At 57.4% G+C, this 21,947-nt stretch carries 21 protein-coding genes; 5 read left to right on the forward strand and 16 right to left on the reverse strand.

Translation table 11 applies throughout. The annotated features are described in order from the left end of the window. Positions 1 to 11: 11 nt before the first annotated feature. Genes HQL98_08785 through HQL98_08795 form a run of 3 tightly spaced genes read right to left on the reverse strand, consistent with a single transcriptional unit; the run spans position 12 to position 2,703 of the window. Positions 12 to 893 carry an NAD-dependent epimerase/dehydratase family protein gene (locus tag HQL98_08785; protein ID MBF0272142.1) on the reverse strand — a complete coding sequence of 294 codons (882 nt, stop codon included), beginning with the start codon at positions 891 to 893 and terminating at the stop codon, positions 12 to 14. Beyond that, the gene (locus tag HQL98_08790; protein MBF0272143.1) at positions 890 to 1,786 is read right to left on the reverse strand and encodes an SPASM domain-containing protein; all 897 of its coding nucleotides are present in this window, start codon (positions 1,784 to 1,786) and stop codon (positions 890 to 892) included. Before HQL98_08790 ends, HQL98_08785 begins: the two co-directional genes overlap by 4 nt. Further along, entirely contained in the window at positions 1,783 to 2,703 is a 921-nt protein-coding gene (locus HQL98_08795; protein MBF0272144.1) for a polysaccharide deacetylase family protein, read from the reverse strand. The genes HQL98_08790 and HQL98_08795 overlap by 4 nt, the downstream gene beginning before the upstream one ends. Before the next feature lie 363 nt (positions 2,704 to 3,066). Here HQL98_08795 and HQL98_08800 point away from each other — a divergent pair, with 363 nt between their 5' ends. Then, a complete protein-coding gene (locus HQL98_08800; GenBank protein MBF0272145.1) occupies positions 3,067 to 4,101 on the forward strand; it encodes a GGDEF domain-containing protein in 1,035 nt (344 codons plus the stop codon). Positions 4,102 to 4,218: 117 nt separating this feature from the next. On the opposite strand, the gene HQL98_08805 is transcribed toward HQL98_08800, so the two are convergent. The 11 genes from HQL98_08805 to HQL98_08855 all read right to left on the reverse strand — a co-directional run bounded on the left by HQL98_08805 (position 4,219) and on the right by HQL98_08855 (position 14,027). After that, positions 4,219 to 4,836: a VOC family protein gene (locus HQL98_08805; protein MBF0272146.1), complete on the reverse strand. Its 618-nt coding sequence runs from the start codon at positions 4,834 to 4,836 to the stop codon at positions 4,219 to 4,221. 10 nt (positions 4,837 to 4,846) lie between these two features. Beyond that, positions 4,847 to 5,650 carry a ferredoxin--NADP reductase gene (locus HQL98_08810; GenBank protein ID MBF0272147.1) on the reverse strand — a complete coding sequence of 268 codons (804 nt, stop codon included), beginning with the start codon at positions 5,648 to 5,650 and terminating at the stop codon, positions 4,847 to 4,849. 24 nt (positions 5,651 to 5,674) lie between these two features. Further along, the gene (locus tag HQL98_08815; protein MBF0272148.1) at positions 5,675 to 5,992 is read right to left on the reverse strand and encodes a non-heme iron oxygenase ferredoxin subunit; all 318 of its coding nucleotides are present in this window, start codon (positions 5,990 to 5,992) and stop codon (positions 5,675 to 5,677) included. Positions 5,993 to 6,007: 15 nt separating this feature from the next. Continuing rightward, entirely contained in the window at positions 6,008 to 6,466 is a 459-nt protein-coding gene (locus HQL98_08820) for an SUF system NifU family Fe-S cluster assembly protein (GenBank protein MBF0272149.1), read from the reverse strand. Beyond that, on the reverse strand, positions 6,463 to 7,776 hold the full coding sequence (gene sufD / locus HQL98_08825; GenBank protein MBF0272150.1) for a Fe-S cluster assembly protein SufD: 1,314 nt from the start codon (positions 7,774 to 7,776) through the stop codon (positions 6,463 to 6,465). Before sufD ends, HQL98_08820 begins: the two co-directional genes overlap by 4 nt. Next, positions 7,773 to 8,522, reverse strand: coding sequence for a Fe-S cluster assembly ATPase SufC (gene sufC, locus HQL98_08830; GenBank protein ID MBF0272151.1), 750 nt, complete (start codon positions 8,520 to 8,522; stop codon positions 7,773 to 7,775). The genes sufD and sufC overlap by 4 nt, the downstream gene beginning before the upstream one ends. A gap of 2 nt (positions 8,523 to 8,524) precedes the next feature. Further along, positions 8,525 to 9,970 carry a Fe-S cluster assembly protein SufB gene (gene sufB, locus HQL98_08835; GenBank protein ID MBF0272152.1) on the reverse strand — a complete coding sequence of 482 codons (1,446 nt, stop codon included), beginning with the start codon at positions 9,968 to 9,970 and terminating at the stop codon, positions 8,525 to 8,527. Further along, entirely contained in the window at positions 9,967 to 10,386 is a 420-nt protein-coding gene (locus HQL98_08840; protein MBF0272153.1) for an Rrf2 family transcriptional regulator, read from the reverse strand. Before HQL98_08840 ends, sufB begins: the two co-directional genes overlap by 4 nt. Before the next feature lie 99 nt (positions 10,387 to 10,485). Beyond that, positions 10,486 to 11,040: a hypothetical protein gene (locus HQL98_08845; GenBank protein MBF0272154.1), complete on the reverse strand. Its 555-nt coding sequence runs from the start codon at positions 11,038 to 11,040 to the stop codon at positions 10,486 to 10,488. Between the two features lie 154 nt (positions 11,041 to 11,194). Beyond that, positions 11,195 to 12,304, reverse strand: a complete 1,110-nt coding sequence (locus HQL98_08850; GenBank protein MBF0272155.1) for a response regulator — start codon at positions 12,302 to 12,304, stop codon at positions 11,195 to 11,197. Between the two features lie 301 nt (positions 12,305 to 12,605). Next, on the reverse strand, positions 12,606 to 14,027 hold the full coding sequence (locus HQL98_08855; GenBank protein MBF0272156.1) for a sigma-54-dependent Fis family transcriptional regulator: 1,422 nt from the start codon (positions 14,025 to 14,027) through the stop codon (positions 12,606 to 12,608). A gap of 390 nt (positions 14,028 to 14,417) precedes the next feature. On the opposite strand from HQL98_08855, the gene HQL98_08860 reads away from it, so the two are divergent. The 4 genes from HQL98_08860 (at position 14,418) to HQL98_08875 (ending at position 20,852) form a co-directional block, all read left to right on the forward strand. Beyond that, positions 14,418 to 18,686, forward strand: coding sequence for a PAS domain S-box protein (locus HQL98_08860; protein ID MBF0272157.1), 4,269 nt, complete (start codon positions 14,418 to 14,420; stop codon positions 18,684 to 18,686). Positions 18,687 to 18,990: 304 nt separating this feature from the next. Further along, positions 18,991 to 19,617 (forward strand): hypothetical protein, encoded by a 627-nt coding sequence (locus HQL98_08865; protein MBF0272158.1) that lies wholly within the window; start codon positions 18,991 to 18,993, stop codon positions 19,615 to 19,617. Positions 19,618 to 19,643: 26 nt separating this feature from the next. Next, positions 19,644 to 20,558 carry a transposase gene (locus tag HQL98_08870; protein ID MBF0272159.1) on the forward strand — a complete coding sequence of 305 codons (915 nt, stop codon included), beginning with the start codon at positions 19,644 to 19,646 and terminating at the stop codon, positions 20,556 to 20,558. Positions 20,559 to 20,639: 81 nt separating this feature from the next. Further along, entirely contained in the window at positions 20,640 to 20,852 is a 213-nt protein-coding gene (locus tag HQL98_08875; GenBank protein MBF0272160.1) for a hypothetical protein, read from the forward strand. Positions 20,853 to 21,083: 231 nt separating this feature from the next. Here the strand turns inward: HQL98_08875 and HQL98_08880 are convergent, their stop codons facing one another. Next, positions 21,084 to 21,548: a transposase gene (locus tag HQL98_08880; protein MBF0272161.1), complete on the reverse strand. Its 465-nt coding sequence runs from the start codon at positions 21,546 to 21,548 to the stop codon at positions 21,084 to 21,086. Between the two features lie 33 nt (positions 21,549 to 21,581). Next, the gene (locus HQL98_08885) at positions 21,582 to 21,887 is read right to left on the reverse strand and encodes a hypothetical protein (protein MBF0272162.1); all 306 of its coding nucleotides are present in this window, start codon (positions 21,885 to 21,887) and stop codon (positions 21,582 to 21,584) included. Positions 21,888 to 21,947: the final 60 nt, after the last annotated feature.

Genomic DNA, 21,947 nt, shown 5'->3' on the forward strand with positions numbered 1-21,947 from the left:
GCAGTCGGCGGTTATCCGAGCTTTTCGACCCATTCGGCCATGGCCTGCCGGAAGGGGGTATGAACAAATCCAGACAGGAAACCCTCCAGCCGGCTTCGGTCGTAACAACGATGGCCGCCGACATAGGCGTTGACATCCGGAGCCGCGCCTTCCGGACAATAGGGGCGCACATGCAGGGGTTTGTTCAACAACTCCGCCAGAGTGCGATAGTAGTCCAAATGAGTCATCAGATCGGGTCCAGCCGCCGAAAATTGCAGGCCATAGGCTTGTTCATTGTCCATCAGCGTCAGGATGATGCGTGCCAGGTCATCGACATGAATCGGCTGAATCAGCCCCAGTCCGCCATGCAGCAGATGGAGCGTCTCTTCCCGTCGGAGATCGTCCAGAAGCGTTGGACGCCGGCCATGTCTGGGAATGGTTCCCGGCCAACTGCCCGGGCCGTAGATGTGGGGGGGGCGCAAAATGATCGCCTGCAATCGGCCTGCGGCTTCGGCCTGGAGTACCACCTCTTCCGCCTGCCGTTTGGCTCCACCATAGTCGGGCAAATCGCTGAAGATCGCCTCTTCTTCCCGCAGGAAAAGCTTGCGGTGCGCCGGGTGGTAGGCGTAATCGCTGCTGATGAAAATCAGACGCCGACACCGGCGCGCCAAGGCGACGCTTTGTTGCAGATGGGTCGGATTCATGCCGATGAAATCGATGACCAGATCATATTCCAGTTCATCCGGCAGGTTTGCCGGAATCTCTTGGCGATCCATGGTCAGGGCGGTTGTCACGCCCTCCGGAAGGGGTTTTTGGCCCCGTGTGACGCAGTGCAGCCGGTGTCCGGCCCGCAAGGCGTGCTGTGTGAAGCGACCCGACAGGAAACCGCTGCCTCCAAGGACCAGAATATTCATGAGTGCCTCTGTTTTTGTTCGATCAGCACCTCTGAATTGTCGGCATTGAGAAAGGTGCAACCGGTGCAGGTCGGTTCGGTTTCGATGTCGCCGCTTTGGTTGAGAGAGACCAGCCGTTGCCAGGCAGCGTGTTCGTAAATCTCTTGCAACGTCTGATGTTGCAAATTGCCGAAAGCCAGATCCCGATTGACATCCATGCTGCAGGGACAGACATCGCCATTCACGCAGATGACCGGTTCCGGATTGACCAGTTTGCTGCAGGTGCGTCGTTTTTCTTGCCGTTTTCGCAGGTGCGGCAGCAGGTTGGACCAACTGTGGGGTTTCCAGACCTCGAAGTCGTCGACCCGGTCCCAGTAGGCGGCTTGGATCCGTTTTACCTCGCCGTCGTCTTCGGGCAGCAGCAGGGTATACAATTCGGTGCGCACCGGATGACCTGCCGCCGCATTGCAGGCCAGAAAATAGTCGATGGCCTCGCAGGCCTGTCGGCCTTGATCGGGTCGGTTGTAGACCCGTTGGCTGGCTTCCGGCGTCATGCCCAGAAGCGAAAAACGCATCGCGGGCAACAAGCGTTCCTTCACCACGGCCTCGGAGTAGCGTTTTTTCCAGGAGGCCATGTTGCTGGCCACATGGGGATGCAGATTGGGGGTCTCTTTTTGCATGAAACGCAGCCGTTCCAGCAACGAGGAGTCGCAACTCGGATCCCCCATGCCGCCGAAACGGATGTGTTCATCCACCTGATGGTGGGTGGCGATCTCCCGCAGGATCTTTTCAAATAGCTCCACCGGCATGGTGGTCAACGGGTGACGGAACAAGCTGCCGTGGGGACAGACGGCACAGTTGCTGTTGCAATGCGTGGTGGTTTCGATGGCCACCCAACGGAATCGGAGACTCATTTCCCGGTGTGTCCTGGCAAGAGGTTGACATGATCTTCCCGTGGCAGTTCCAGCAGGGTGCGATGAGCCACGGTCGCCCGGTTGGACCGGAATCCGATTTCCACCCCCAACTCCTGTAGAATTTCCAGGGTGTCGGCATTGTAGGCGTTGCAAGGATGGGCCATGGCCCGCGGACGCTCCCCCAACAGCCGTGTCAGATGGGTGTGATTGAGGAAATATTCCTTGAATTGTTCTGCGCGGGGCAGACGGTCGAGACGGGTCGGGTGTGAATGGGAGTGGAGTCCGATCCGATGTCCGGCCCGATGCAGTTCCAGCAGATGTGCGTCGCGCATCCAGAGTTGCCGGGCGGCGGCGGCGACATCGAAGCCGTGGGCATCCATCATGGCATCCATGATCTGTGCATAGTCGGCGGTCGAAAGCACCTCATCGCGCAAATAGCGGAAAATGCGATCTTCAACCGTATAAAAGGAGAATGCCGCCAGATGTTGCCGCGCCGTCGGTGAGGAGAGATGGGGCTGGCAGCGGGGATGCCGTTCGGTGGCGGTTTTGAAGAAGGCCCGATAGAACGCCTCCACCGAGGGAAAGGCGACGGTGCGAAACAGGCGATAGATCTCCAGAGGTTCCCGATTGCCCTGTAGCACGGAGGAGTAGACGAACCAGAACGCCGTTATTCCCAACTGTTTGAGGACAGGCACCGCCACATCATACTGGCACAACAGCGCGTCATCGAAGGTGACGCAGCGATGTTGCGGCTCCAGGGTGCCGGTTTTGGCGCGTTCCAGCCAGTCGTCGGCGTCCAGCCATTGACCGGGCTGATAGGAGCGCAGCAGTGCCATCAGGTGTTCGGCTGTGATTGATCCCTGGCCTTGCGGATGGAACGCGTCATGAAAATGGTGAAACATGATTCCATGTGGCATGGGTGTTTGTGTCGCCTTGTTTGAAATGTCGGGCAATCGTTTGAAAGCTAGATTATGCGACCTTTCGTTTCTTGTAAACCCTCCGGTTTTTGGCCCGTGGCATTCATGAGACTGTCAAAAACGCTGTCGGTCGCATCCTGGCAACCGGTGGGATTTTTTTATTTTTATCAATTATAACAATATATTGACTGTGACAGGAGGCCAAGTTTGTCAGCATTTTTTACAAATGGACGGATTTTTCGTGGGCAACCCATTGAAAAGGATCATGAAATGATTTGGAACAAAACCTGCGTTCCCTTCAATCATCAGGATGCACCATAAAGCCCACACAAGAACCTTGCACCCGGACAGGAAGGAACCGCAATGGGCACCACTCTTTCCCATACCAGCCGACATGCCGCCAGGATCAATCCATCGCAATTTGCCAAACAGGCGCATGAATTGATTGAGGAGATTGAAGAATACATCCAGGAGAACGAGCGTAACGGTCAAATCTACGCCATGCATCGTCTGCTGGGTTCCACGGTGGACCTGGATGCCATGATTGGGGCCTTTTCGCGCTGGCTCAGCCAAATCACCACCCACTATCTGGTCGCTTTCCGGTTTTTGGGAGGGAGACGGATCTGTTCCGCCTGCTCTCACGATTCCTGTCGCGTGCCTCCCCGTCTGCAACTGAACGCGATCTTCAACAAATTGATCTCCCACTCGTCCGCGGAAAGGCAGGTGGGAAGTTTCCGGCAATCCGATCTGTATTATCACTTCTGGCAGTTGGACAGGCAGGACAAGGATTGCCTGCTGATTGTCCACCCCAAGCCGGAGTTGCTGGTGCCTCCTTTTCAGAATTTTGAAGAGGAGATCTTGAAAGAACTCATGGGGCCTTTGAATCGCGCATTGGCTTACGAGAGGCTGTATGATCTGGCGCGTCGGGATGCGTTGACCGGTTTGGCCAATCGACGGGTTTTCGAAGAACGCGCCATCACCGAAATGGCCACGGCCAACCGTCAGGGTCATCCTCTGGTGCTGGCCTGTATGGATTTGGACCATTTTAAGGTGATCAACGACCGTCTCGGCCACGGCAGGGGGGATGAGGTGCTACAAACCGTTTCGCAAACTTTTTCCCGGATGGTGCGGGACTCGGATCTGCTGGCCAGGGTGGGCGGCGATGAATTCATCATGATTCTGCCGAACACCACACTTGAAAACGCCGGTCAACTCATGGAGCGTCTCTGTGCCTCGATCCGGGGGCTGGATATTCGGGTTCCCGGTTTTCCGGCTTTGGGGGTGAGCGTCGGACTGGCCTTGTGGAGGCCCAACGACTCTTTGGAAAGCTGGTCGCACCAGGCGGACGAGGCCTTGTACCGCGCCAAATCGGCTGGACGTTCCCGGGTCTGTTGTTGAAGAGTCCACCCGCCGGGGAGCGATCCGGCAAGTGGCCGCTTTAGGTCACGACTCCGCCGTGCCGAGAAATGGGCCTGAAAAATGGGCAGGGCCTCCGGTGGTTTTTTTGGGTTGTGGTCACACTTCAGCCATCAACGCCGTTGGTTCAGTCGTGCCATCCCCGATTTTTTCCCCATTCTCGCTTCCTTCCCCATCCACGATAATGCGTTCTTCCGGAAGAATGGGGAAAGGGGCGGGCCATTGGTCCTCCAGTGGTTCGGAGGCGATGTCGGATTCGGGCCCATGGTCGCGGTGCGGCTCTGAATGGCGGAGTCGATCGCCGCTGCCGGGGCGATCCCAACTGAATTCAACAGGGATGCCATTGGGATCATAAGAATAAAGCGAATAGAAGTAACCATGGTTGACTACGTCCGATACCGGGAAATCGGCCCCTTCCAGAGTGGCCAGCAGTTCCCACAAGGCCTCCTCGTGATCCACGCCAATCGAGATGTGATCAAAGGCGAAGGGACCATTCACGGGATCTCCGTGCCTTTTGAGAGGGATTTTTTCCACGTTCGGCCATTCAAAAAATGAAATCTTGCAGCTGGTGCCAATGCGGAAGAAATATTGCCGGGATCCGGGTTGACCGTAGGAGTAGATCAGGGGCATTTTCAACAGATCCCTCCAGTAGCGCACGGTCAGTTCGATATTTTTGGTGGCAAATGCCGCATGGTGTATGCCGGTATAATGGTTCATGACCGTTTCCTCAGAATTTTTCAAGATGCAGAGTTCCCGGTTGATGCCGGGTGCCATGGGTATAACCTTTGGAACTGAGAAGCTGGCTGACGGACTCCACCATGACCGGATTGCCGCACAAGAAGATGTGGGTCCGTTCCGGATCAATCGGCAGGCCGCACAATGCGTCAATGTCGGGTCGGGTCAACCATTGCTGCAACCTGCCGGAAGGTCCGTGCCAGTTCTTGTCGATGGTTGGACAGGCAACGATCGGAAAGTAGTGGAATTTTGGACAACGTCGCGTCAGGGATTCCAGTTCGGCCCGATATCCCAGATCCCATGAATACGTGGCTCCATGCATCACCGTCATGGAAACCGCTGGAGTCCGGACCTCCAGAGCCAAGCTGCGTACCATGCTGATGTAAGGCGCCAACCCGGTTCCGGTCCCCACCAGCAGAATGTTGCGGTCCGGCGGCACATCCTTCAAGGTGAACATCCCTTTGGAGCCGTCCCCCACATACAGCCGGTCACCCGGTTTGAGATGAAACAAACGCGGCGTCAATTCGCCACTGGTGATCATGGAAATGTAAAATTCCAGATACTCCTTCGACCGGGAGCTGCTGGTGATGGAATAGGCGCGTCGGATCAGGGCGTGCTGTTTTTCCGCGGGAACCTCTTCCGGATCGGCTTCCGACACCCTGGGCTCCGACCATTTCAGTCCCAGCACCGTGTATTGACCGGGAATGAAGTCAAAATTGTTTTTGTCCAACCTGACTTGCAGGATCATGATCAGGGGCGTCACGAAAGTCGTGTTCAGAACGGTCGCGTTGTACATGGCAGGACTCCGTTTGTGTGTGGATTACCGTTTCAACTGTACCCGGTCATGGCAGACCCGAACCTCCACCACAGGGACATCCTCGTAGGCGGGAGGCGCGCGCACCATGCCGGTCCGGACATCAAAGCGGGCTTCATGCCGGGGACAGATGATCTCTGCGCCGGCGAGGGTGCCGCTGGACAGATCCCCGCCGTCGTGGGTGCAACAGTCCAACAGGGCATGAAAGCTTCCATCCACATGGAAGACAACCACGTCCCGACCATCCATTGTCACGCTGCGCATGGAACCTGGAGGAAAATCCTCCACCCGGGCCACATCGAGCCACTCTTTAGAAGTTTGCATATCCGTTCTCCCGGTTCATTCGGTGCTGATGGTCTTGGAGTCTTGTTTCAGGGCTGCGTGCAGAATGAACCAGGCCAGATTGGCGCATTTGATGCGGTCCGGATAGTCGAGAAATCCCCCCACCAGTTCCAGTTTGCCCAATGGCCTGTCCTTTGCCCGGGGCGTGACGGGATCACCGTGCAAGAAGGCGGTCATCTGCTGGAACAGGGTTTCCGCTTCGGGTACGCTCAACCCTTCCAGCACCTCGGTCATCATGGAGGCCGCCGCGACGGAAACCGAACAGCCCGCCCCATCAAAACCGGCGTGTTGAATCACCCCGTCTTCGATTTGCAAGGAGAGGGTGAACTCATCGCCGCAGGTGGGGTTGAATCCATGGGCACGATGGGTGGTGTTGGGTGGGGTGTGCATGTAATGGAAGGGATTCCGGTTGTGATCCAGAATCACCTCTTCGTAAAGATCCCGATCCGGTTTCATGGCGATGTTTCTCCCAGATGAAGGCATTGTCCGACCCAGTTCCGCACAGCGTCCGGTTTGACCCGTTGCAACAGTTCGTCGGCGAATCCATGGACCAGCACCCTGCGGGCGGCATCCGGATCCAGTCCGCGACTGCGCAGATAAAACAGCGCTTCCTGGTCCAGGGTGCCGACGGATGCGCCATGGTTGCATTGCACGGCGTCGCTGTGGATTTCCAGTTGGGGTTTGGCATCGATTTCCGTGCTGTCTGACAGCAGCAGATTGGCGGTTTTCTGGTGCGCGTGTATATGGTGCAGACCTTGGGGAACCCGCACCACTCCGTTGAACACCCCGTGCGCCTGATCATCCAGAACCCCCTTGAACTGTTGTCTGGACAGGGTGTGGGAGCGGGTGTGGTGGACCCAGGTGTGAAAATCCATGTGTTGTCGCCCGTCAGCCAGGAACAAGCCCTCCTGTACGCAGGCCGACTCCTCGCCGGCCAGTGTGATGTGCAGTTCCTGACGGGTCAGTTCTCCCCCGATGGAGAAGATTTTGGAATCCAGTTGGCTGCGGTCCATCTGTATGGCCTGCACGGTGCCCACATGATGGGCCAGACGGCTTTCCGCCAACAGCAGCAGATGTTCCAGTCTGGCCTGTGGGTTCAGAATCAGGGTCGTGTAGGCATTGGTGAAATGGCTGGCCTGACCCAGGGTGGCGTAACTTTCGATCACCGTCGCCTGGGCATCGTTTCCGGCCACCACCACGTTCCAGGGCAGCGTGACGATCGGTTCTTGAAAGGCGGTGGTGAGAAACAGCAGTTGCAAGGGTTTGGGCAGTCTGCTCCCCGGCGGCAGTTGGACAAAGGCGCCATCCAGCCACAAGGCATGATTGATTTCCGCAAATCCCTGATCGTTGCCGGCCAGAAAGTTGTCCAGATAGGGTGTGAGCACGGCAGGGGACTCCCGGGCCATTCTCGCCATGCTTTCCACCCGGATTCCGACGGGCAGATCCTTCAGGCAGGAGAGCGGACGGGAGAGCGCGCCATTGACGAACACCAGTCGATAGGCCTCCCGACGGTCCACCAGGAACACATCGAGATCCTCCAGGTCGATTCCCACGCAACCGTTGGCGGGAAACCCCCAGTTGTCCCGGGAGAGTGTTCGGGTTGGGGTGTATTTCCAGGTTTCGAGTTTCTGGGTTGGCAGACCGCTCTCCAGACCGCGTTGCAGGGACTCCTGACGACTGCTGCGGATCGGCAGGGCGTTCCATCCAGGCAGTTGCGCGCCGTTGGCGTTGAATCGGGTTTGGCAGGTGTGCAAAATGGTGTTCATGTCGCCATCTCCTCAAGCCAGCCGTATCCCTGTTTTTCGAGTGTTCTGGCCAACTCCATCCCCCCGGACAAAAGAATCTTCCCTCCCATGAGCACATGCACATGGTCTGGAGGCACCTGCTCCAGCAGGCGGGGATAGTGGGTGATGAGGAGCATGGAGCGTTGCTGATCCCGCAAGGCGTTGATTCCTTCCGCCACCAGGGCCAGGGCGTCGATATCCAACCCGGAATCGATTTCGTCGAGAATGGCCAGATGGGGCTCCAGGACCATCAGTTGCAGCAATTCGTTGCGTTTTTTCTCGCCTCCCGAAAACCCCACATTCACCGGTCGGTGCAACCACTCCTCGGACAATCCGAGCCGTTTGGCCCGGTCGCTGAGGTGATCACGAAAGGCCACGGCATCCATTTCCGGTCGTTGATGATGGCGTTGATGGGCATTGAAGGCCTCTTTCAACAGTCGGGTGTTGCTGACGCCAGGGATTTCCACCGGATTCTGGAACCCGAGAAACACCCCTTCCCGGGCCCGTTCTTCCGGAGGCATGGCCAACAGATTCCGTCCCCGATAGATCACCTCTCCGGAGGTCACCTGACAATCCTCCCGTCCCGCCAGGAGGTTGGCCAGAGTGCTTTTGCCGGAACCGTTGGGTCCCATGATGGCGTGGACTTCGCCGGGTTTCAGGTCCAGTTCCACTCCCCACAGGATGGGTTTGTTCATGACGGTGACATGCAGATTGCGGACTTCCAGAATGTTCATCCCACACTCCCCTCCAGGCTGACGGCCAGGAGTTTGCGCGCCTCCACGGAGAATTCCATGGGCAGTTCGCTCAAGACTTCCTGACAAAATCCATTGACGATCAGGGAAACCGCCTCCTCGCTGCTCAGGCCCCGTTGCTGGCAGTAGAACAGTTGATCCTCGCTGATGCGGGAAGTGGTTGCCTCGTGTTCCACGTTGGCGCTGTGATTCTTGACCTCGATGTAAGGGTAGGTATGGGCCGAACAGTGTCCGCCCAACAGCAGGGAGTCGCATTGACTGTGATTGCGCGCTCCTTTCGCCCCCGCCAGCATCTTGACTAGCCCCCGGTAGGCGTTGTGCCCGTGTCCGGCGGAAATCCCCTTGCTCAGGATCGTACTGGTGGTATTGGCGCCGATGTGAATCATCTTGGTGCCGGTGTCGGCCTGCTGGTGATGGTTGGTCAACGCCACGGAATGGAACTGTCCGCTCGATCCCGCGCCGCGCAGAATCACGCTGGGATACTTCCAGGTGATGGCGGAACCCGTTTCCACCTGGGTCCAGGAGATGCGGGAGTGGTCTCCCCGGCACTCGCCCCGTTTGGTCACGAAATTGTAGATGCCTCCCCGTCCCTCGGCGTCTCCGGGATACCAGTTTTGCACCGTCGAATACCGGATCTCCGCCCCTTCCATGGCGATCAGTTCCACCACGGCGGCATGAAGTTGATGGCGGTCCCTCTGGGGTGCCGAGCACCCTTCCAGATAACCGACGTGGCTGTATTCGTCCGCGATGATCAGGGTGCGTTCAAACTGGCCGGTCCGGGCCGCGTTGATGCGGAAATAGGTGGACAGTTCCATGGGGCAGCGTACACCCGGCGGAATGTAGCAAAACGTGCCATCGCTGAAGACCGCCGCGTTCAGAGCGGCGAAGAAGTTGTCCCCGGGCGGCACCACCGAACCCAGATAACGACGCACCAGCGCCCCGTATTTTCGGACCGCTTCGGACATGGAACAGAACAAAATGCCCATTTCCTCCAATTTCTTTTGATGCGTGGTGGCCACCGACACACTGTCGAACACCGCGTCCACCGCCACTCCAGCCAGAGCCAGGCGTTCATCCAGGGGGATGCCCAGCTTTTCGTAGGTGGCCAGCAGGGCCGGATCCACATCTTTCAAGGCGACCGCATCCGGGTTGTCGGCAAGAGGAGAAGAGTAATAACTGATCGCCTGATAATCGATGGGTGGATAACGCACGCTCGACCAGTCGGGTTCGGTCATGCCCAGCCAATGTCGATAGGCGGCCAATCGCCACTCCAGCATGAATGCCGGTTCCTGTTTTTTGGCGGAGATCAGTCGGATCACCTGTTCATCGAGTCCTGGTGTCATGGTATCGGACTGGATCGGGGTGACGAAGCCATATTTGTAACTGCGCGCCATGGCGCTGGCGACCACTGGTCTGTCGTTCATGGTGCGGGCTCCTTGGCCTCGGCAATCATCTGAGTCAGGGTGGTGTTTTCCAGCAGGGAACGGATTCCCTGGTTGATGCGCATCCAGTGGGGACGCGGTTTGCAGACATGGGCAAGCGTGCACACGCTGGTGGGGTTGTGGCATGGGATCAGTTCCAATGGATCGTTCATGGCATCCATCACCTGGGCCAGGTTGATCTCCGAGGCGGGACGCGCCAGGATGAAACCGCCATTGCGTCCCTTCCGGGAGATCAACAATCCCCGGTTGGCCAGAACCTGCAACAGTTTCCGCAGCGTGGTGGGAGCCAGGGGAATTTCGGCGGCCAGTCCGGCGGCACTGATGGGTTGGGACTGTTCCGCCGCGAGGCGCACCATCACGATTGTGGCGTACTCGGTCATGCGATTGATGGCTGACATGGCATCTTCCTCGACCGGGTGTGGGTGGAGTGTGATGGTGTGGGATCGTCCCTGGTGGAACGGAAACTCCCCTGGCTTTTTAAAACCGCTCCCTGTTCATCAATGGAGCGTGCGTTTCAGGTTTTCGATTTCCGCGGGAGAGAGGAACAGACGCGGATAATCCCGCTCTCCATTCATCAGGGACTCCGTGGCATCCATTTGGGTGCGCATCACCCCCATGGAGTCACAAAAACCCTGAAGCGCGGCCTCGATCAGCATCAAGGCGGTTTGCAGGTCCCGCTCCGCCGCCATGGAATGTCCCATGGCCGTGTAGCAGTAGGCCCGTTCCAGAAAAGCGATGCCGTACTCCGGATGGACATCGATGGCCTGGGTCAAATTGGCGACGGCGTCGTCCAGACGGTTCATTCTGCGGAATACCGCACCACGAATGAAATAAAGTTGCCTGTTGTCGGGATCGATCCGCATGACGGCCTCACAATCGGCGAGGGATTCCGGGTAGTGGGACAGCCACATATGGGCAATCGCCCGTGCCAGAAGTTGCGGGATGGATGCCCGGTCGGCGGCCACTTCCCGGGTGATCTGCTCAATGCAGCCTTGGGCGTTTCCCGAGGCCAGCAGTTGTTGGCTTTCTTTGGAAAATTCATGTGGTTCCATGATATCGCTCCTTGGTTGGATGCTTGCTTGAGACATTAATTAAGACTAAATTGGTATCATATTGGTTCCTAAAAAAAGCACAGACCGGGATTTTTTTTCGATTTCGTGTCTGTGATGGCGGTGTTGCTTTAAGACGCCTCGCGGGGCGCGTGGGTCATGGTGTTGGGCTTGCCGGGAGTTGGACCGCGATTTCGGTCTCTTCCATGCCCGCGCACAGCATGATGTTGCCCTTGTGCAATTTGCTGATCAGCGACGCCGCGTAAGAACCCAGACCGGAGCCGTGTCTTTTGCCGTGGGTGACGAATTTCTCGAAGAAGTTCTTCCGGATCATCTCGGGGACGGCGCCGTGGTTGTGAATCTGGACCGTATGGCCTGGAAACAGACGGATGGTGACATCGTGCTGATCCGGGGAGGCCTCGATGGCGTTTTTGAGCAGGTTCCCGAACAGGGAATAAAGCAGATGAAAGGCGCCTTGGACTGTGTATCCGGTCTCTTGTGCCTTCACGATCCGCAGGTTGATCTTTCTGGCGGCGGCTACCGGCTGCATGTCGCGGCACACCTGGTTGAGCAGATCGGTCAGATCGATGGAATCGTTGGGCAAGTCCATATCCTGGTTTTCCAGTTTGTACAGATCCATGGCGTGATTGATGGTATCCAGCATGCGATAGGCGGCTTTCCCCGCCATGGAGGCCACTTCCAGATGGGCGTGGGTGGTTCCCTCGATATCCTCCAACAGGGTGGGGAGATTGATGATCCATCCCAGGGGGCTTTTCAGATCGTGGAGGGTCAACTGTTCCACCCACTCCCTGGATCGGGCTTGGCGGACCATCTCCTGGTTCGCGGTGGCCAGGGTGCGCAGTTGTTGTTGGGTGCGCAGATGATTCTTGATTTTCTTGGTGAGCGTATCGGCGTTGAACGGTTTGGTGATGTAATCCAGGGCGCCGAGTTGCAGACCGTGGCATTCGTTTTCGATGTCGCTCAACAAGGTGATGAACAGCACGGGGATCGAGCGGGTGCTCTCTTCGCGTTTCAAATGTTGGCAAACGGTGTAGCCATCCATATCCGGCATGGAGACATCCAACAGGATCAGATCCGGTTGCAGTTGGCGGGCTTTTTGTAATCCTTCCGTGCCTCCGGTGGCAAAATCCACCCGATATTCCTGTTGCAGCAATTGACCCAGAATAAAAATGCTGAAGGGTTGATCATCGATGATCAGGAGGGAGGGTCTGGCTGCGTTTTCCACCAGGTCTTTCTGTTCGTTCATGGTGTGATGCTCCCGAAACACATTTTAAAGTGGTTCAGACAGTGAGTGGGTGGATTAAAGATCAAGCAATATGAACGCCAGAATGGATTACTGTAATCTGCGGGCCTTTGTTCGGGGATGGGGTGGAAAAGTCGCGAAAGAATTCTTGACAGGATGGAACGGGGGGTCAACGGGAACAAGGTGGAAAAGTTGGGGAAACTCCGGTCATTGCAGGAGAAAATGACCTGAATGACAAGTTTTCCGCCAATTTCAAGCAATCTTTACAGGGTTTGTAGGGCCAAAGGCTGTGGCGGTTGGTTTTTCAGGAGGGGGATGGTTTGTTGTTGGACAGGCGGCTGTACAGGGCCTGTCGGGTGATGCCCAGCAGGGCGGCGGCAACGCTTTTTTTGCCCCCGGCGCGGAGGAGGGCTTCGCGGATGAGCAGTTCTTCCGCTTCCTTGAGGGTGGGAAAGCTGGTCTGGGAAAATTGGATGGAGGGGCCTTGATCGTCGAGGCGTGCGGGGGAAGAGGGCGTTCCATGGCGTCCCGGTTGCAAGGCGCGGAAACAGTCCAGGGACATGACATGGCCCTGGTGGCGGGAAACCGCGTCGAAGACCATGGCTTTGAGTTCCCGCACATTGCCTGGAAAAGGATAGACCGCCAGATGGTCGAACAGGGCCTGGGGGGGCGTGGGAGTGGGTCGGTTGAGGGCCGCGGCGGCCTCTTCCAGAAAGTTGACCGTCAGCAGGGGGATATCCTCCTTGCGCTCCCGCAACGGTGGGATGTGCAACTGGTGGAACGAAAGACGATAATAGAGATCCCGTCGCAGCAGTCCCTTGGCGACCAGTTCGTTCGGATCCCGCAAGGTGGCGGCGACGATCCGGACATCGGTGCGCACCGGATGGTCCATGCCCAGGGGCAGATACTGCTTTTCTTGAAGAAAGCGCAACAGCTTGATCTGGGCAGCCGGGCCGATGTCGCCGATTTCATCCAGAAAAAGGGTGCCACCCGCCGCCTGGGCCACCAGCCCTTTCCGGTCCTGGTCCGCCCCGGTGAAGGCACCCCGACGATGACCGAACAGGGTATCGGTGAAAACCAGCTCATCCAGGCCGGCGACATTCTCGGCGATGAAAGCGCCGGTGCGGCAGCCCGCGTCATGGCAGGCCCGGGCGAACAACTCCTTGCCCACGCCGGTCTCACCGGTGATGAGTAGGGGTTCCGGGGAGAGGGAGACCGCTTCGAGATATTTGAACAACTGCTGCATCATTCGGCTGCGGGTCAGGATCGGAGAGAAGGCGGAAGGATTGGCCGGTGTCTCGGTGTTCAGGTGGCGACGGATCGCATGCAACTCGCTGCGCAGATTGTAGATCTGCATGGCATTTTGTACGCAGGTGACCAGCCGGTCGGGATCCGCCGGTTTGAGCAGGTAATCGATGGCGCCATGTTTCATGCAGGTGACGGCGGAATCGATCTCCTGGGAACCGGTCATCACGATCACTTGCACTTCGGGATGCAGACGGGTGATCTCCGGCAGGAGTTCCTGTCCGGAGCAGTGGGGCATCATCAGGTCCAAAACCACCACGCCGACCAGGTTGTCGTTCAACATGGGCAACAGTTCGCGGTTGTCGTTCAAGACCACGATGGAGGTGAACCCGGCATTCAGAAGCCACAAACGTGTGGTATTCAGGATCCACTCGTCGTCATCCACCAAGACGATCGTGGCGGCGGTGCAGCGGGTTGTCATGCTGTGATCATCCTGTCGGGAAAGTGGGTCTGATCCGCCCGTGCCAAACATGTCAGGCGGGCGGAGTCGTGTTGTGCAAAATCCCATCGTGTTTGTCAATGATACCCAGCAATGAAAGGATATAGGAACCGGTGGGAGAATACCAGAGCTTTATGCGGCATCCCGCGCCACGTCGCGGGGGACGATCATACTATTTGCATGAATTGCATGCGGTTTGTCCGTGCTTTGCGCTTGCAAGGCCTGACGCGCTGCGGTAGTATCCAAAGATATCCTGGCAAAACTGGCTACCGGTTCGTAAGGGGCCTTTCATAAGTCGCGGGGCGGCAATGCATGCCTAAAATAATCGGTTCGTGATTTCCATGGTAGAGGAAACCCGGAGGGGGGAGGCCTATGTTTTCTGCGATGGGAGCCGGCAAACGGGAGCTGATGGTCCGATCATTGGACCGTCCGGTTTTTGGTTTATTGCCTCTGATTGTTTTTATGGTGTTGCTGGTGGTGAGCGTCGGGACCGTCGTGATGTTCGCGCAGACCCAGAAGGCCAATCTGAAGCGGGAATTCCAGGAGAAAATGTTGGGGATCGGCACCCTGAAAGCGCGTCAGATCGACGACTGGGTGGAGCAGTATTATCGGGATGCCTTGTTGTTGCAGAAGAATTCCATGTTGTCCCAGACCGTGGCCCTGTGGTTGAACCAGGGTCGCCAACCGGACGACCTGTCCAGAATGATTCTGGGTCGGTTGAACTCCAGAAAATCCCTGTTGCAGTATCGGGAGATCCTGCTGTTGTCGGAGTCGGGCGAGGTGTTGCTGGCCACCTCTCCCGGCACCGGGGTGGATGAGGCGTGTCAACGTCTGGTCCGGGAATCCATGGCCGATGGGCAGATCCGTTTTTCATCGATCCGTTTGGATCCAGCCTCCTCCGGCACCATCCGTCTGGACGTGATCGCGCCGATGGAACTGGAGAGTGCCGCGGGGATCAAGCGGGTTGCCGCGCTGCTTCTTTCCATCGATGTGCATCAATTTCTCTATCCTTTGTTGAGCGAATGGCCAACTCCCAGTCGCAGTGCGGAAACGCTGCTGGTGACCCGGGATGGGGATGAGGTGGTGTTTCTCAACGAGTTGCGCCATCGCAAGAATACCACGTTGCAGTTCCGTCTGCCGATCGTCGCGGGCAGTGACATTCCCGCCGTGCGTGGCGTGACCGGAGAGCGGGGCATCATGGAGGGACGGGATTACCGCCGGGAATCGGTGTTGGCCGCCACCATTCCCATGCGGCGCATGCCCTGGGTCATGGTGGCCAAGATCGACCAGGAGGAGGTGTACGCCCCCTTGCGGATGCAGACTTGGTTTTCGGTGGTGGCGATCCTGTTCGTGCTGGCCATGGCGGCAATCGGGCTGCGGTTGTGGTGGGTCAACAACACCCAGGCGTTGTTGCGCAAGAGCATGGATCGTCTCAATCTTTCCCAGCAGTTGGCACTGGTGGGCAGTTGGGATTGGGATCCCTACCCGGATCGGGAGGTGTGGTCCGAGACGTTGTACTCCCTGTTGGGTCTGCCGATGGGCGCCGTGGAAGCCAACCGGATCACGTTTCAGCAATGCGTTCATCCGGATGATCGGGCGCAGACCATGTGGGAGTTGTATGCCCGGATCGAACGGGAAAACAGCTTCATGCGCTCCTATCGCATCGTGCGTCCGGATGGACAGCAACGCTTCGTGCTGGAAAAAGGAGCGGTTTTCCGGGGCAAATCCGGTCGGATCAAACGGGTGATCGGGGTGCTGCTGGATGTGACCGAACGCCGGGGGGCAGAAGAGCAGGAGCAGTACTACATCCGGCAGTTGGAGAAGTCCAATCGTGCGTATCGTGCGCTGAGCCGCTGCAATGCGATCGGCTATTGTGCTCGGGACGAGGAACAACTGTTCCGAAACATCTGCACCATCATTCAGGAGTGTTGCGGTTATCGTCTGGTTTGGATCGGTCTGGCCGAACACGGACCCGAACGGTGGGTACGACCGGTTGCCCATGCCGGATTCGAGGAGGGGTATCTGGATCATCTGCGCATCTCCTGGGGGGATTCGGAACTGGGGCAGGGGCCGACAGGCCGGGCGATCCGTACCGGTCAACCGGTGCTGAACCAGGATTCCGGCGCCAATGCGTCGTTTTCTCCCTGGCTGAAGGTCGCCGACGAGCGGGGATACGCCAGTTCTGCCGCTTTTCCCATCTGTTATGCGGGCCACTGCTCGGGGGCGCTCAACGTCTATGCGGATCAGCCCTATGCCTTCGTGGACGAAGAGGTGCAACTGTTCAGCGAGATCGCTGCCAATGTGGGTCACAGCCTTCATTTGTTGCGATTGCGCCACAGGCAGCAGCAGGACGAGGCGGCGGTACGTCGTCATCGTTCCCAGTTGCAGGCCATTTTCGATGCCTCCATTGCCGCGATCATGCAACTGGATCTTTCCGGGCGGATTCTGCTGGCCAACCGGAGCATGATGGAGATGTTCGGCTATCCCAGGGAGGATCTGCCGACGCTCTCTTATTTCGATCTGGTCCATCCCAGTCTGCACGAGGTGGCCAGACACAGTTTGACCAGTCAGATCCAGGTGGATGTGGAACGTCTTTATGTGCGTCGGGATGGTTCTGTCTTCTGGGGACATCTGATGGGGCGGCGGATGCCGGATCTCCCCGACATGGACAGCAGCGTGATCGCCATCATCACCGACAGCACCGAACGCAAGGCGACGGAGGTGGCCTTGCAGAACGCCAAGGACGAGGCGGTGCTGGCCAACAAGGCCAAGAACATTTTCCTGGCCAGCATCAGTCATGAAATCCGAACCCCTTTGCATGCCGTGATCAATCTGGGTTTTCTGGCTTCTTTGCATACCAAGGACACGGTGATCCATCCCTATCTTCTCAAGATCCAGGAGGCGGGCAAAGCCCTCTCCCGGATCATCGACGACTTGTTGGATCTTTCCAAGGTGGAGGCCGGGGCGTTGGTCATGGAACTGCTCCCGTTCCGTCTGATGGATGTACTGAACAACTTGATGACACTGGTTGGTACGTTGAATCGCAAGCCGTTGGACCTGCGGATCCAGGTGGATCCGGCCATGCCTCCGGCGTTGCATGGGGATCCCCAGCGTCTGGGTCAGGTACTATTGAACCTGATGAACAATGCCATCAAATTCACCGATCAGGGGAGTGTATCCCTGGCAGTGGAGTTGGCGCATCCGGGTGAGCAGGAGGTGGGGTTGCGTTTCACCGTGACCGATACCGGATGCGGCATGGACGCAAGTCAGTTGCGACAGCTGTTTCAGCCGTTCTACCAGGGGGATCAGGGGCTGGCGCGCCGTTCCGGAGGGGCCGGATTGGGTTTGGCCATCTGTCGTCATCTGGTGACGTTGATGGGGGGAGAGTTCCGGGTCGATAGCCAACCCGGTCTGGGGAGCGCCTTTTCCTTCACCGCCTTTTTCGGTGTGGCGTCCCTGCCCCTGGAGGAGGGGGAGTCCATCGGCGGCGCGCTTTCCGGTCTGGACGAAGATCTCCAGAGCGCCCGGGAGTATCTGTCAGGGGCGCATGTGCTGGTGGTCGAGGATGTGGAGATCAATCAATTGATCATTACCGAACTGTTGCAGCGGGTGGGGGTGGAGGTGCTGGTGGCCGGAAGCGGACGGCAGGCCCTGGAACTCCTGGAAAACCATATCTGCGATCTGGTGTTGCTGGATCTGAAAATGCCGGATCTGGATGGTTTCGAGGTGGCCCGTCGCTTGAGAGCGATCCCCCGGTTGCGCGATTTACCCATCATCGCGATGACCGCCTACGCCTTCAGCAGCGATCGTCAACGCTGTCTGGAGTCCGGCATGAACGATCATCTGGCCAAACCCATCGATCGGACGTTGCTGTATGCCACCTTGAAGCGTTGGGTTCGATCCTTGGCCAGACCGGCCTCGGATCCCGCTTTCGATCCTGATGCCGGTCCCGGTCCCGTTTCAGCCTTGCCTGTCGTTTCCAAACCGGTGGAGAACCCGATGGAGGAGGATGCGCTGCTGCCTGCGCAACTGCCGGGTATCGAGTTGGAGATGGGACTGGGGAGAGTCTTGGGCAACAAGCTGTTGTATCGCGTTTTGTTGCGCAAGTTTGGTCAGACCTATGCCCGGTCCGGTCTGGAGGTGTCGCAACGGTTGCAGGCGGGGGATGACGGCCCGGCCCGGCAGTTGTTGCATGCCCTGGCCGGTGTGTCCGGCAACCTGGGGGCGCAGGATTTGATGCTCGCCGCCCGGGCTTTGGAGGGGGTTTGCGTACCGGGATGCGGTCCGGACGCTCCTGCCGTGAAGGAAGCCTTGAACCAGTTTCTCTCCTGCCTTTCCCAGGTGATGGGCTCTGTGCAGTCACTGCTGGAGACCCGGGGGGAGACCGGTCGTTCCCTGGACCGGGAAGCCCTGGATCAGGCCAGGAACCACGTGGGCGTGCTGGAGGATCTCGTGCGGCAAAGCAATGTCGTCGATGCCATGAACGAGACCTCCTTGTTGCAGCAACAGCTTCTGAAAACCTCCTGGATGGAGGATGTCGAGCAGCTGATGGTACATCTGTTCGATGGCAATCTGGTCCTGGCGGGAACGGTGGTGGGTCGTTTGAAGGAAAATTTGTCTGAATCGGAAGCGGGGGAATAAACCGTGTAAAGAAAAGACAACACGTCTGGAAAGTTTCCTTTCTTGTAATTCATGATTGTTTCTATATGGTTGACGTTTCAGTACGCCGACGATTCCTCTCTGTCAGACAAATTTTCTTTCACCCCTTTTTCTCTCGAATATCCTGCTGAAGCGCATTCTTGCTCGATTGCACGTCTTGGCATTGTCGTTGCTCTGTATTTATCCAAACAACATTAACCAAAAGAAGATTCTACCCTCACCGGGTGATCGGACAGGATCATCAGATTGCGGTGAGGATAAAGAACAAAAAAGAGGAGTGACAGCAATGGAACAGATTATTGAAACGACCGAGACCGGAGCCATGAACAATGGATTTTTCAGGGCCGGAACCCGAGCCATGGGTAAGGCCGTCTGCAAGAGCGTGACTGGACGGTCCGAAAAGAAGGCTCCGAAAACCGCAGTCCGGCATGCCGCGGTGAACCAGCATCGTTCGTGGGGAGCCTTTTGCAGCAAGGCGCGGTTTTTCGGTTTGCAGGAGCAGGATTTGAATCTGCTGATGCAGGTGGGTCGGGTGATGCATACCCGTGATGGTCAGCAGTTGTTCTGCGAGGGGGAGTGCAACGACGTGATTTTTATCATTCTGGATGGCAAGGTCAAACTGGGCAAAACCGCCCACAAGCCCTTCTGGATCGATATGGGACCCTACGGCATGATCAACATGGACGAAGATGATGAGCCGGATTGGAAAGGGTATCAGGTCTGTTCGGCCAGCCAGTGTCTGGGTGGTGTTCCCCTGACCCGTGAAGTGTGCCACTCCATGACGGCCGTGTCGGACGGAGAGTGTGAGTTGCTGGTGCTGGAGACCGCCAGCCTGGAAAATCAGTTGTCTTTGCAGGGCAGGAGCCATCAGTCTGCACGGATCATGGCCAGTTTGCGCCAGATGCTTTGTTAGTTTCCATCTTGGGAGAAATGACAGTGATGCGCCATCCCGTTGGTCTTTTCACCTTCAAAAGCAGTGGAATCGATTCGTCAGCCGATCTTGAGGATCGTCTGGATTTTCTGACGCTTTTCATGGAAAAGGGAAGCGGGGGCGATCCTCTGGACCGATTGCCCGACAGGTCGCGGCGGTATCTCCAGGAGACTTGGCCGCATTTTTTCAGAACACAGGTGTTGGGAATGGCTCCGGATGGCGTTGGTGCGTCGAATGGTTTCTCCCAGGAACGGTCCAACGACGTTTCCATGATCCTGTTGCTTTCCCTGTCGGTTCTAAAGGAGTTTTTGGAGTTGACCGACGAGGAGTTGGAGCAGGCGGTGCGTTTTGATTTGCGGTTTCATTATGCTCTCGGTCTGGATCTGGATGAAACCGATTTGAGTTTGCGGGCCCTTTACCGTTTTCGTGAGCAGGTGGTGTCGTCTTCGGAGGCGGTGTTGATCTTCGATACCGTGGCGGATCGGATCATCGGGCAGTTGGGTCCGGAGATGGGCCGATCGGGTCTCGATGCGAAGGGTATGCGGTTCAATATGAAAATGCAAATGCGCCTGGGAGGGCTTGTGGGGAGCATCGAGGCCTTCCTGGATGCCCTCGAAGCGGAGTGCCCAGTCGGCTTCAACGCGTTGCCCGCGTTGATATCGGAGCGCTACCGGAGACGGTCCGGAGCCTTTGCCAATGTCCGTCCCGGTCAATGCCGGCGGCAGTTGGATCTGGTGTTGAACGATGCCGATATGCTGACCACCCGGTTTGCCGAGGATGTGGCGATCAATCGGTTTCAGTCGTTCAAGACGCTCCGGCGGATGCAGGGAGAACAGTCCGGGTTGCAGGTTGGTTTCCTGCTGCCGGATTCGTTTCTTGGATCCGGATTGACCGACATCATGATCATGTCCGGTCGGGCATGATGCAATGAAAATGTTTATGTTTTGCCCATGATTTTCGACGCGTGACGGGTCGTGTCATGATTGGCATAATGGGAGGATGTGATGAATATTGTTTCTACCACCGATCCGATCAGCATGAAGGATCTCCATGGCTGCACGGCGGGATTGCCCTGTCATGTGGATGGTCAGGGGGACAATTTGCTGACCATTCATTTCGAGTCCGAGGCCAACCGGCAGGCGTATCTGGCCATTCCGCTGGAACCGTCCTCATTGGATTTCTCCAGCAACACGGACGAGTGGGTGGATGAAGGATGAGGTGGCTCCTAAATCAAGGACAGAAACCGGACCGAAATAAGCGACACCTCGTCCATGGATGAAGGCCGTTCCAGTTTGGCCTTTGACTTTTGGAAATCGTAAAAATGCTTTCAATCACCCTTCGGTTACCTGATGAGGAGAAGGGGTAGGCCTGTGGAAAACGGTTGTATCGTTTTCCACAGGCCTAGCCGGGGCGTCCCCCCTTCTTCGGGCTGATTGTGGCCTGAGCCTTCAGGCTGCCACCCTTTCGCCGATGCTGCCATGAACCTGGTCCGGTGTTCGGTAACCCAGCGACTGGTGAAGTCGCTGATTGTTGTACTGCTGAATCCATCGACCAATTCCGCACCGGGCATCTGAACCCGTGGCAAAAATCCGCATCCAGAGTATTGGAGAGCCGCCAAGCCAGAATTTTTCGGCTGTACCAGTCCATGGATAAAAATCCCGTTCCACCGACAACTGGCCAATCTGTTTGTACAACGCGTCAACCAGGGACTCCTGCTCCTTCCCGGCACGGCTGCCACGCTCGAAGAGAGTCGCCGCCTTCTCCAGCAACTCCCGCTTCCAGCCGTGAATCATGGTGGGGTGCACCCCAAACCGGCTCGACAGTTGGGCAATCGTCTCCTCGCCTCGGATCGCCGCTACCGCCACCTTCGCCTTGAACTCCGAGCTGTGCGTCTTCCTCTTCATCGTGCTCATCTTCGCTCCTCCTTTTTGAGGCCGAAGTATAGCTTATTCCGCTGTCTCAAATCCGGGGTCCATCATAATCCCGTCCGGATCCGTCTTGCCGGGGATGGGCGCCATCAGATTCATGCCACGTTCCGCCGCCACGATCAGGTTATCACCGCTGTTTCGGAAAACCTGTCGCAAAACAGAGCCAACCGGCCTGGAATGTGATACCCTATTTTCATCATTGACCGTGAGCCAGCCCGCTCCACCGCTCAATACAAGGGGCGCGCAAAGGCCCGCCTGATGACGACGACACGTTGCCGGACCGTCATCAAAGGGATTGGCGTCCCCCAGAAAACGCTGCCGCATCGGATTGTCCGTTGTTCATTCGGCACAGGCTCACGAACCAAAGGCCAAGCCACACATCAA

It is taken from the genome of Magnetococcales bacterium (assembly GCA_015231755.1).
Classification (GTDB): Bacteria; Pseudomonadota; Magnetococcia; order Magnetococcales; family Magnetaquicoccaceae; genus Magnetaquiglobus.

What these genes read in the sequence shown, in the direction of transcription:
- HQL98_08810 (MBF0272147.1), bottom strand. Translation starts at nt 5,650, where the DNA reads ATGTACAACGCGACCGTTCTGAACACGACTTTCGTGACGCCCCTGATC.
- HQL98_08805 (MBF0272146.1), bottom strand. Translation starts at nt 4,836, where the DNA reads ATGAACCATTATACCGGCATACACCATGCGGCATTTGCCACCAAAAAT.
- HQL98_08850 (MBF0272155.1), bottom strand. Translation starts at nt 12,304, where the DNA reads ATGAACGAACAGAAAGACCTGGTGGAAAACGCAGCCAGACCCTCCCTC.
- HQL98_08870 (MBF0272159.1), top strand. Translation starts at nt 19,644, where the DNA reads ATGCGCCATCCCGTTGGTCTTTTCACCTTCAAAAGCAGTGGAATCGAT.
- HQL98_08785 (MBF0272142.1), bottom strand. Translation starts at nt 893, where the DNA reads ATGAATATTCTGGTCCTTGGAGGCAGCGGTTTCCTGTCGGGTCGCTTC.
- HQL98_08840 (MBF0272153.1), bottom strand. Translation starts at nt 10,386, where the DNA reads ATGTCAGCCATCAATCGCATGACCGAGTACGCCACAATCGTGATGGTG.
- HQL98_08845 (MBF0272154.1), bottom strand. Translation starts at nt 11,040, where the DNA reads ATGGAACCACATGAATTTTCCAAAGAAAGCCAACAACTGCTGGCCTCG.
- HQL98_08815 (MBF0272148.1), bottom strand. Translation starts at nt 5,992, where the DNA reads ATGCAAACTTCTAAAGAGTGGCTCGATGTGGCCCGGGTGGAGGATTTT.
- HQL98_08860 (MBF0272157.1), top strand. Translation starts at nt 14,418, where the DNA reads ATGTTTTCTGCGATGGGAGCCGGCAAACGGGAGCTGATGGTCCGATCA.
- HQL98_08820 (MBF0272149.1), bottom strand. Translation starts at nt 6,466, where the DNA reads ATGAAACCGGATCGGGATCTTTACGAAGAGGTGATTCTGGATCACAAC.
- HQL98_08795 (MBF0272144.1), bottom strand. Translation starts at nt 2,703, where the DNA reads ATGCCACATGGAATCATGTTTCACCATTTTCATGACGCGTTCCATCCG.
- HQL98_08790 (MBF0272143.1), bottom strand. Translation starts at nt 1,786, where the DNA reads ATGAGTCTCCGATTCCGTTGGGTGGCCATCGAAACCACCACGCATTGC.
- HQL98_08865 (MBF0272158.1), top strand. Translation starts at nt 18,991, where the DNA reads ATGGAACAGATTATTGAAACGACCGAGACCGGAGCCATGAACAATGGA.
- HQL98_08875 (MBF0272160.1), top strand. Translation starts at nt 20,640, where the DNA reads ATGAATATTGTTTCTACCACCGATCCGATCAGCATGAAGGATCTCCAT.
- HQL98_08855 (MBF0272156.1), bottom strand. Translation starts at nt 14,027, where the DNA reads ATGACAACCCGCTGCACCGCCGCCACGATCGTCTTGGTGGATGACGAC.
- sufD (MBF0272150.1), bottom strand. Translation starts at nt 7,776, where the DNA reads ATGAACACCATTTTGCACACCTGCCAAACCCGATTCAACGCCAACGGC.
- sufB (MBF0272152.1), bottom strand. Translation starts at nt 9,970, where the DNA reads ATGAACGACAGACCAGTGGTCGCCAGCGCCATGGCGCGCAGTTACAAA.
- HQL98_08800 (MBF0272145.1), top strand. Translation starts at nt 3,067, where the DNA reads ATGGGCACCACTCTTTCCCATACCAGCCGACATGCCGCCAGGATCAAT.
- HQL98_08885 (MBF0272162.1), bottom strand. Translation starts at nt 21,887, where the DNA reads ATGCGGCAGCGTTTTCTGGGGGACGCCAATCCCTTTGATGACGGTCCG.
- HQL98_08880 (MBF0272161.1), bottom strand. Translation starts at nt 21,548, where the DNA reads ATGAGCACGATGAAGAGGAAGACGCACAGCTCGGAGTTCAAGGCGAAG.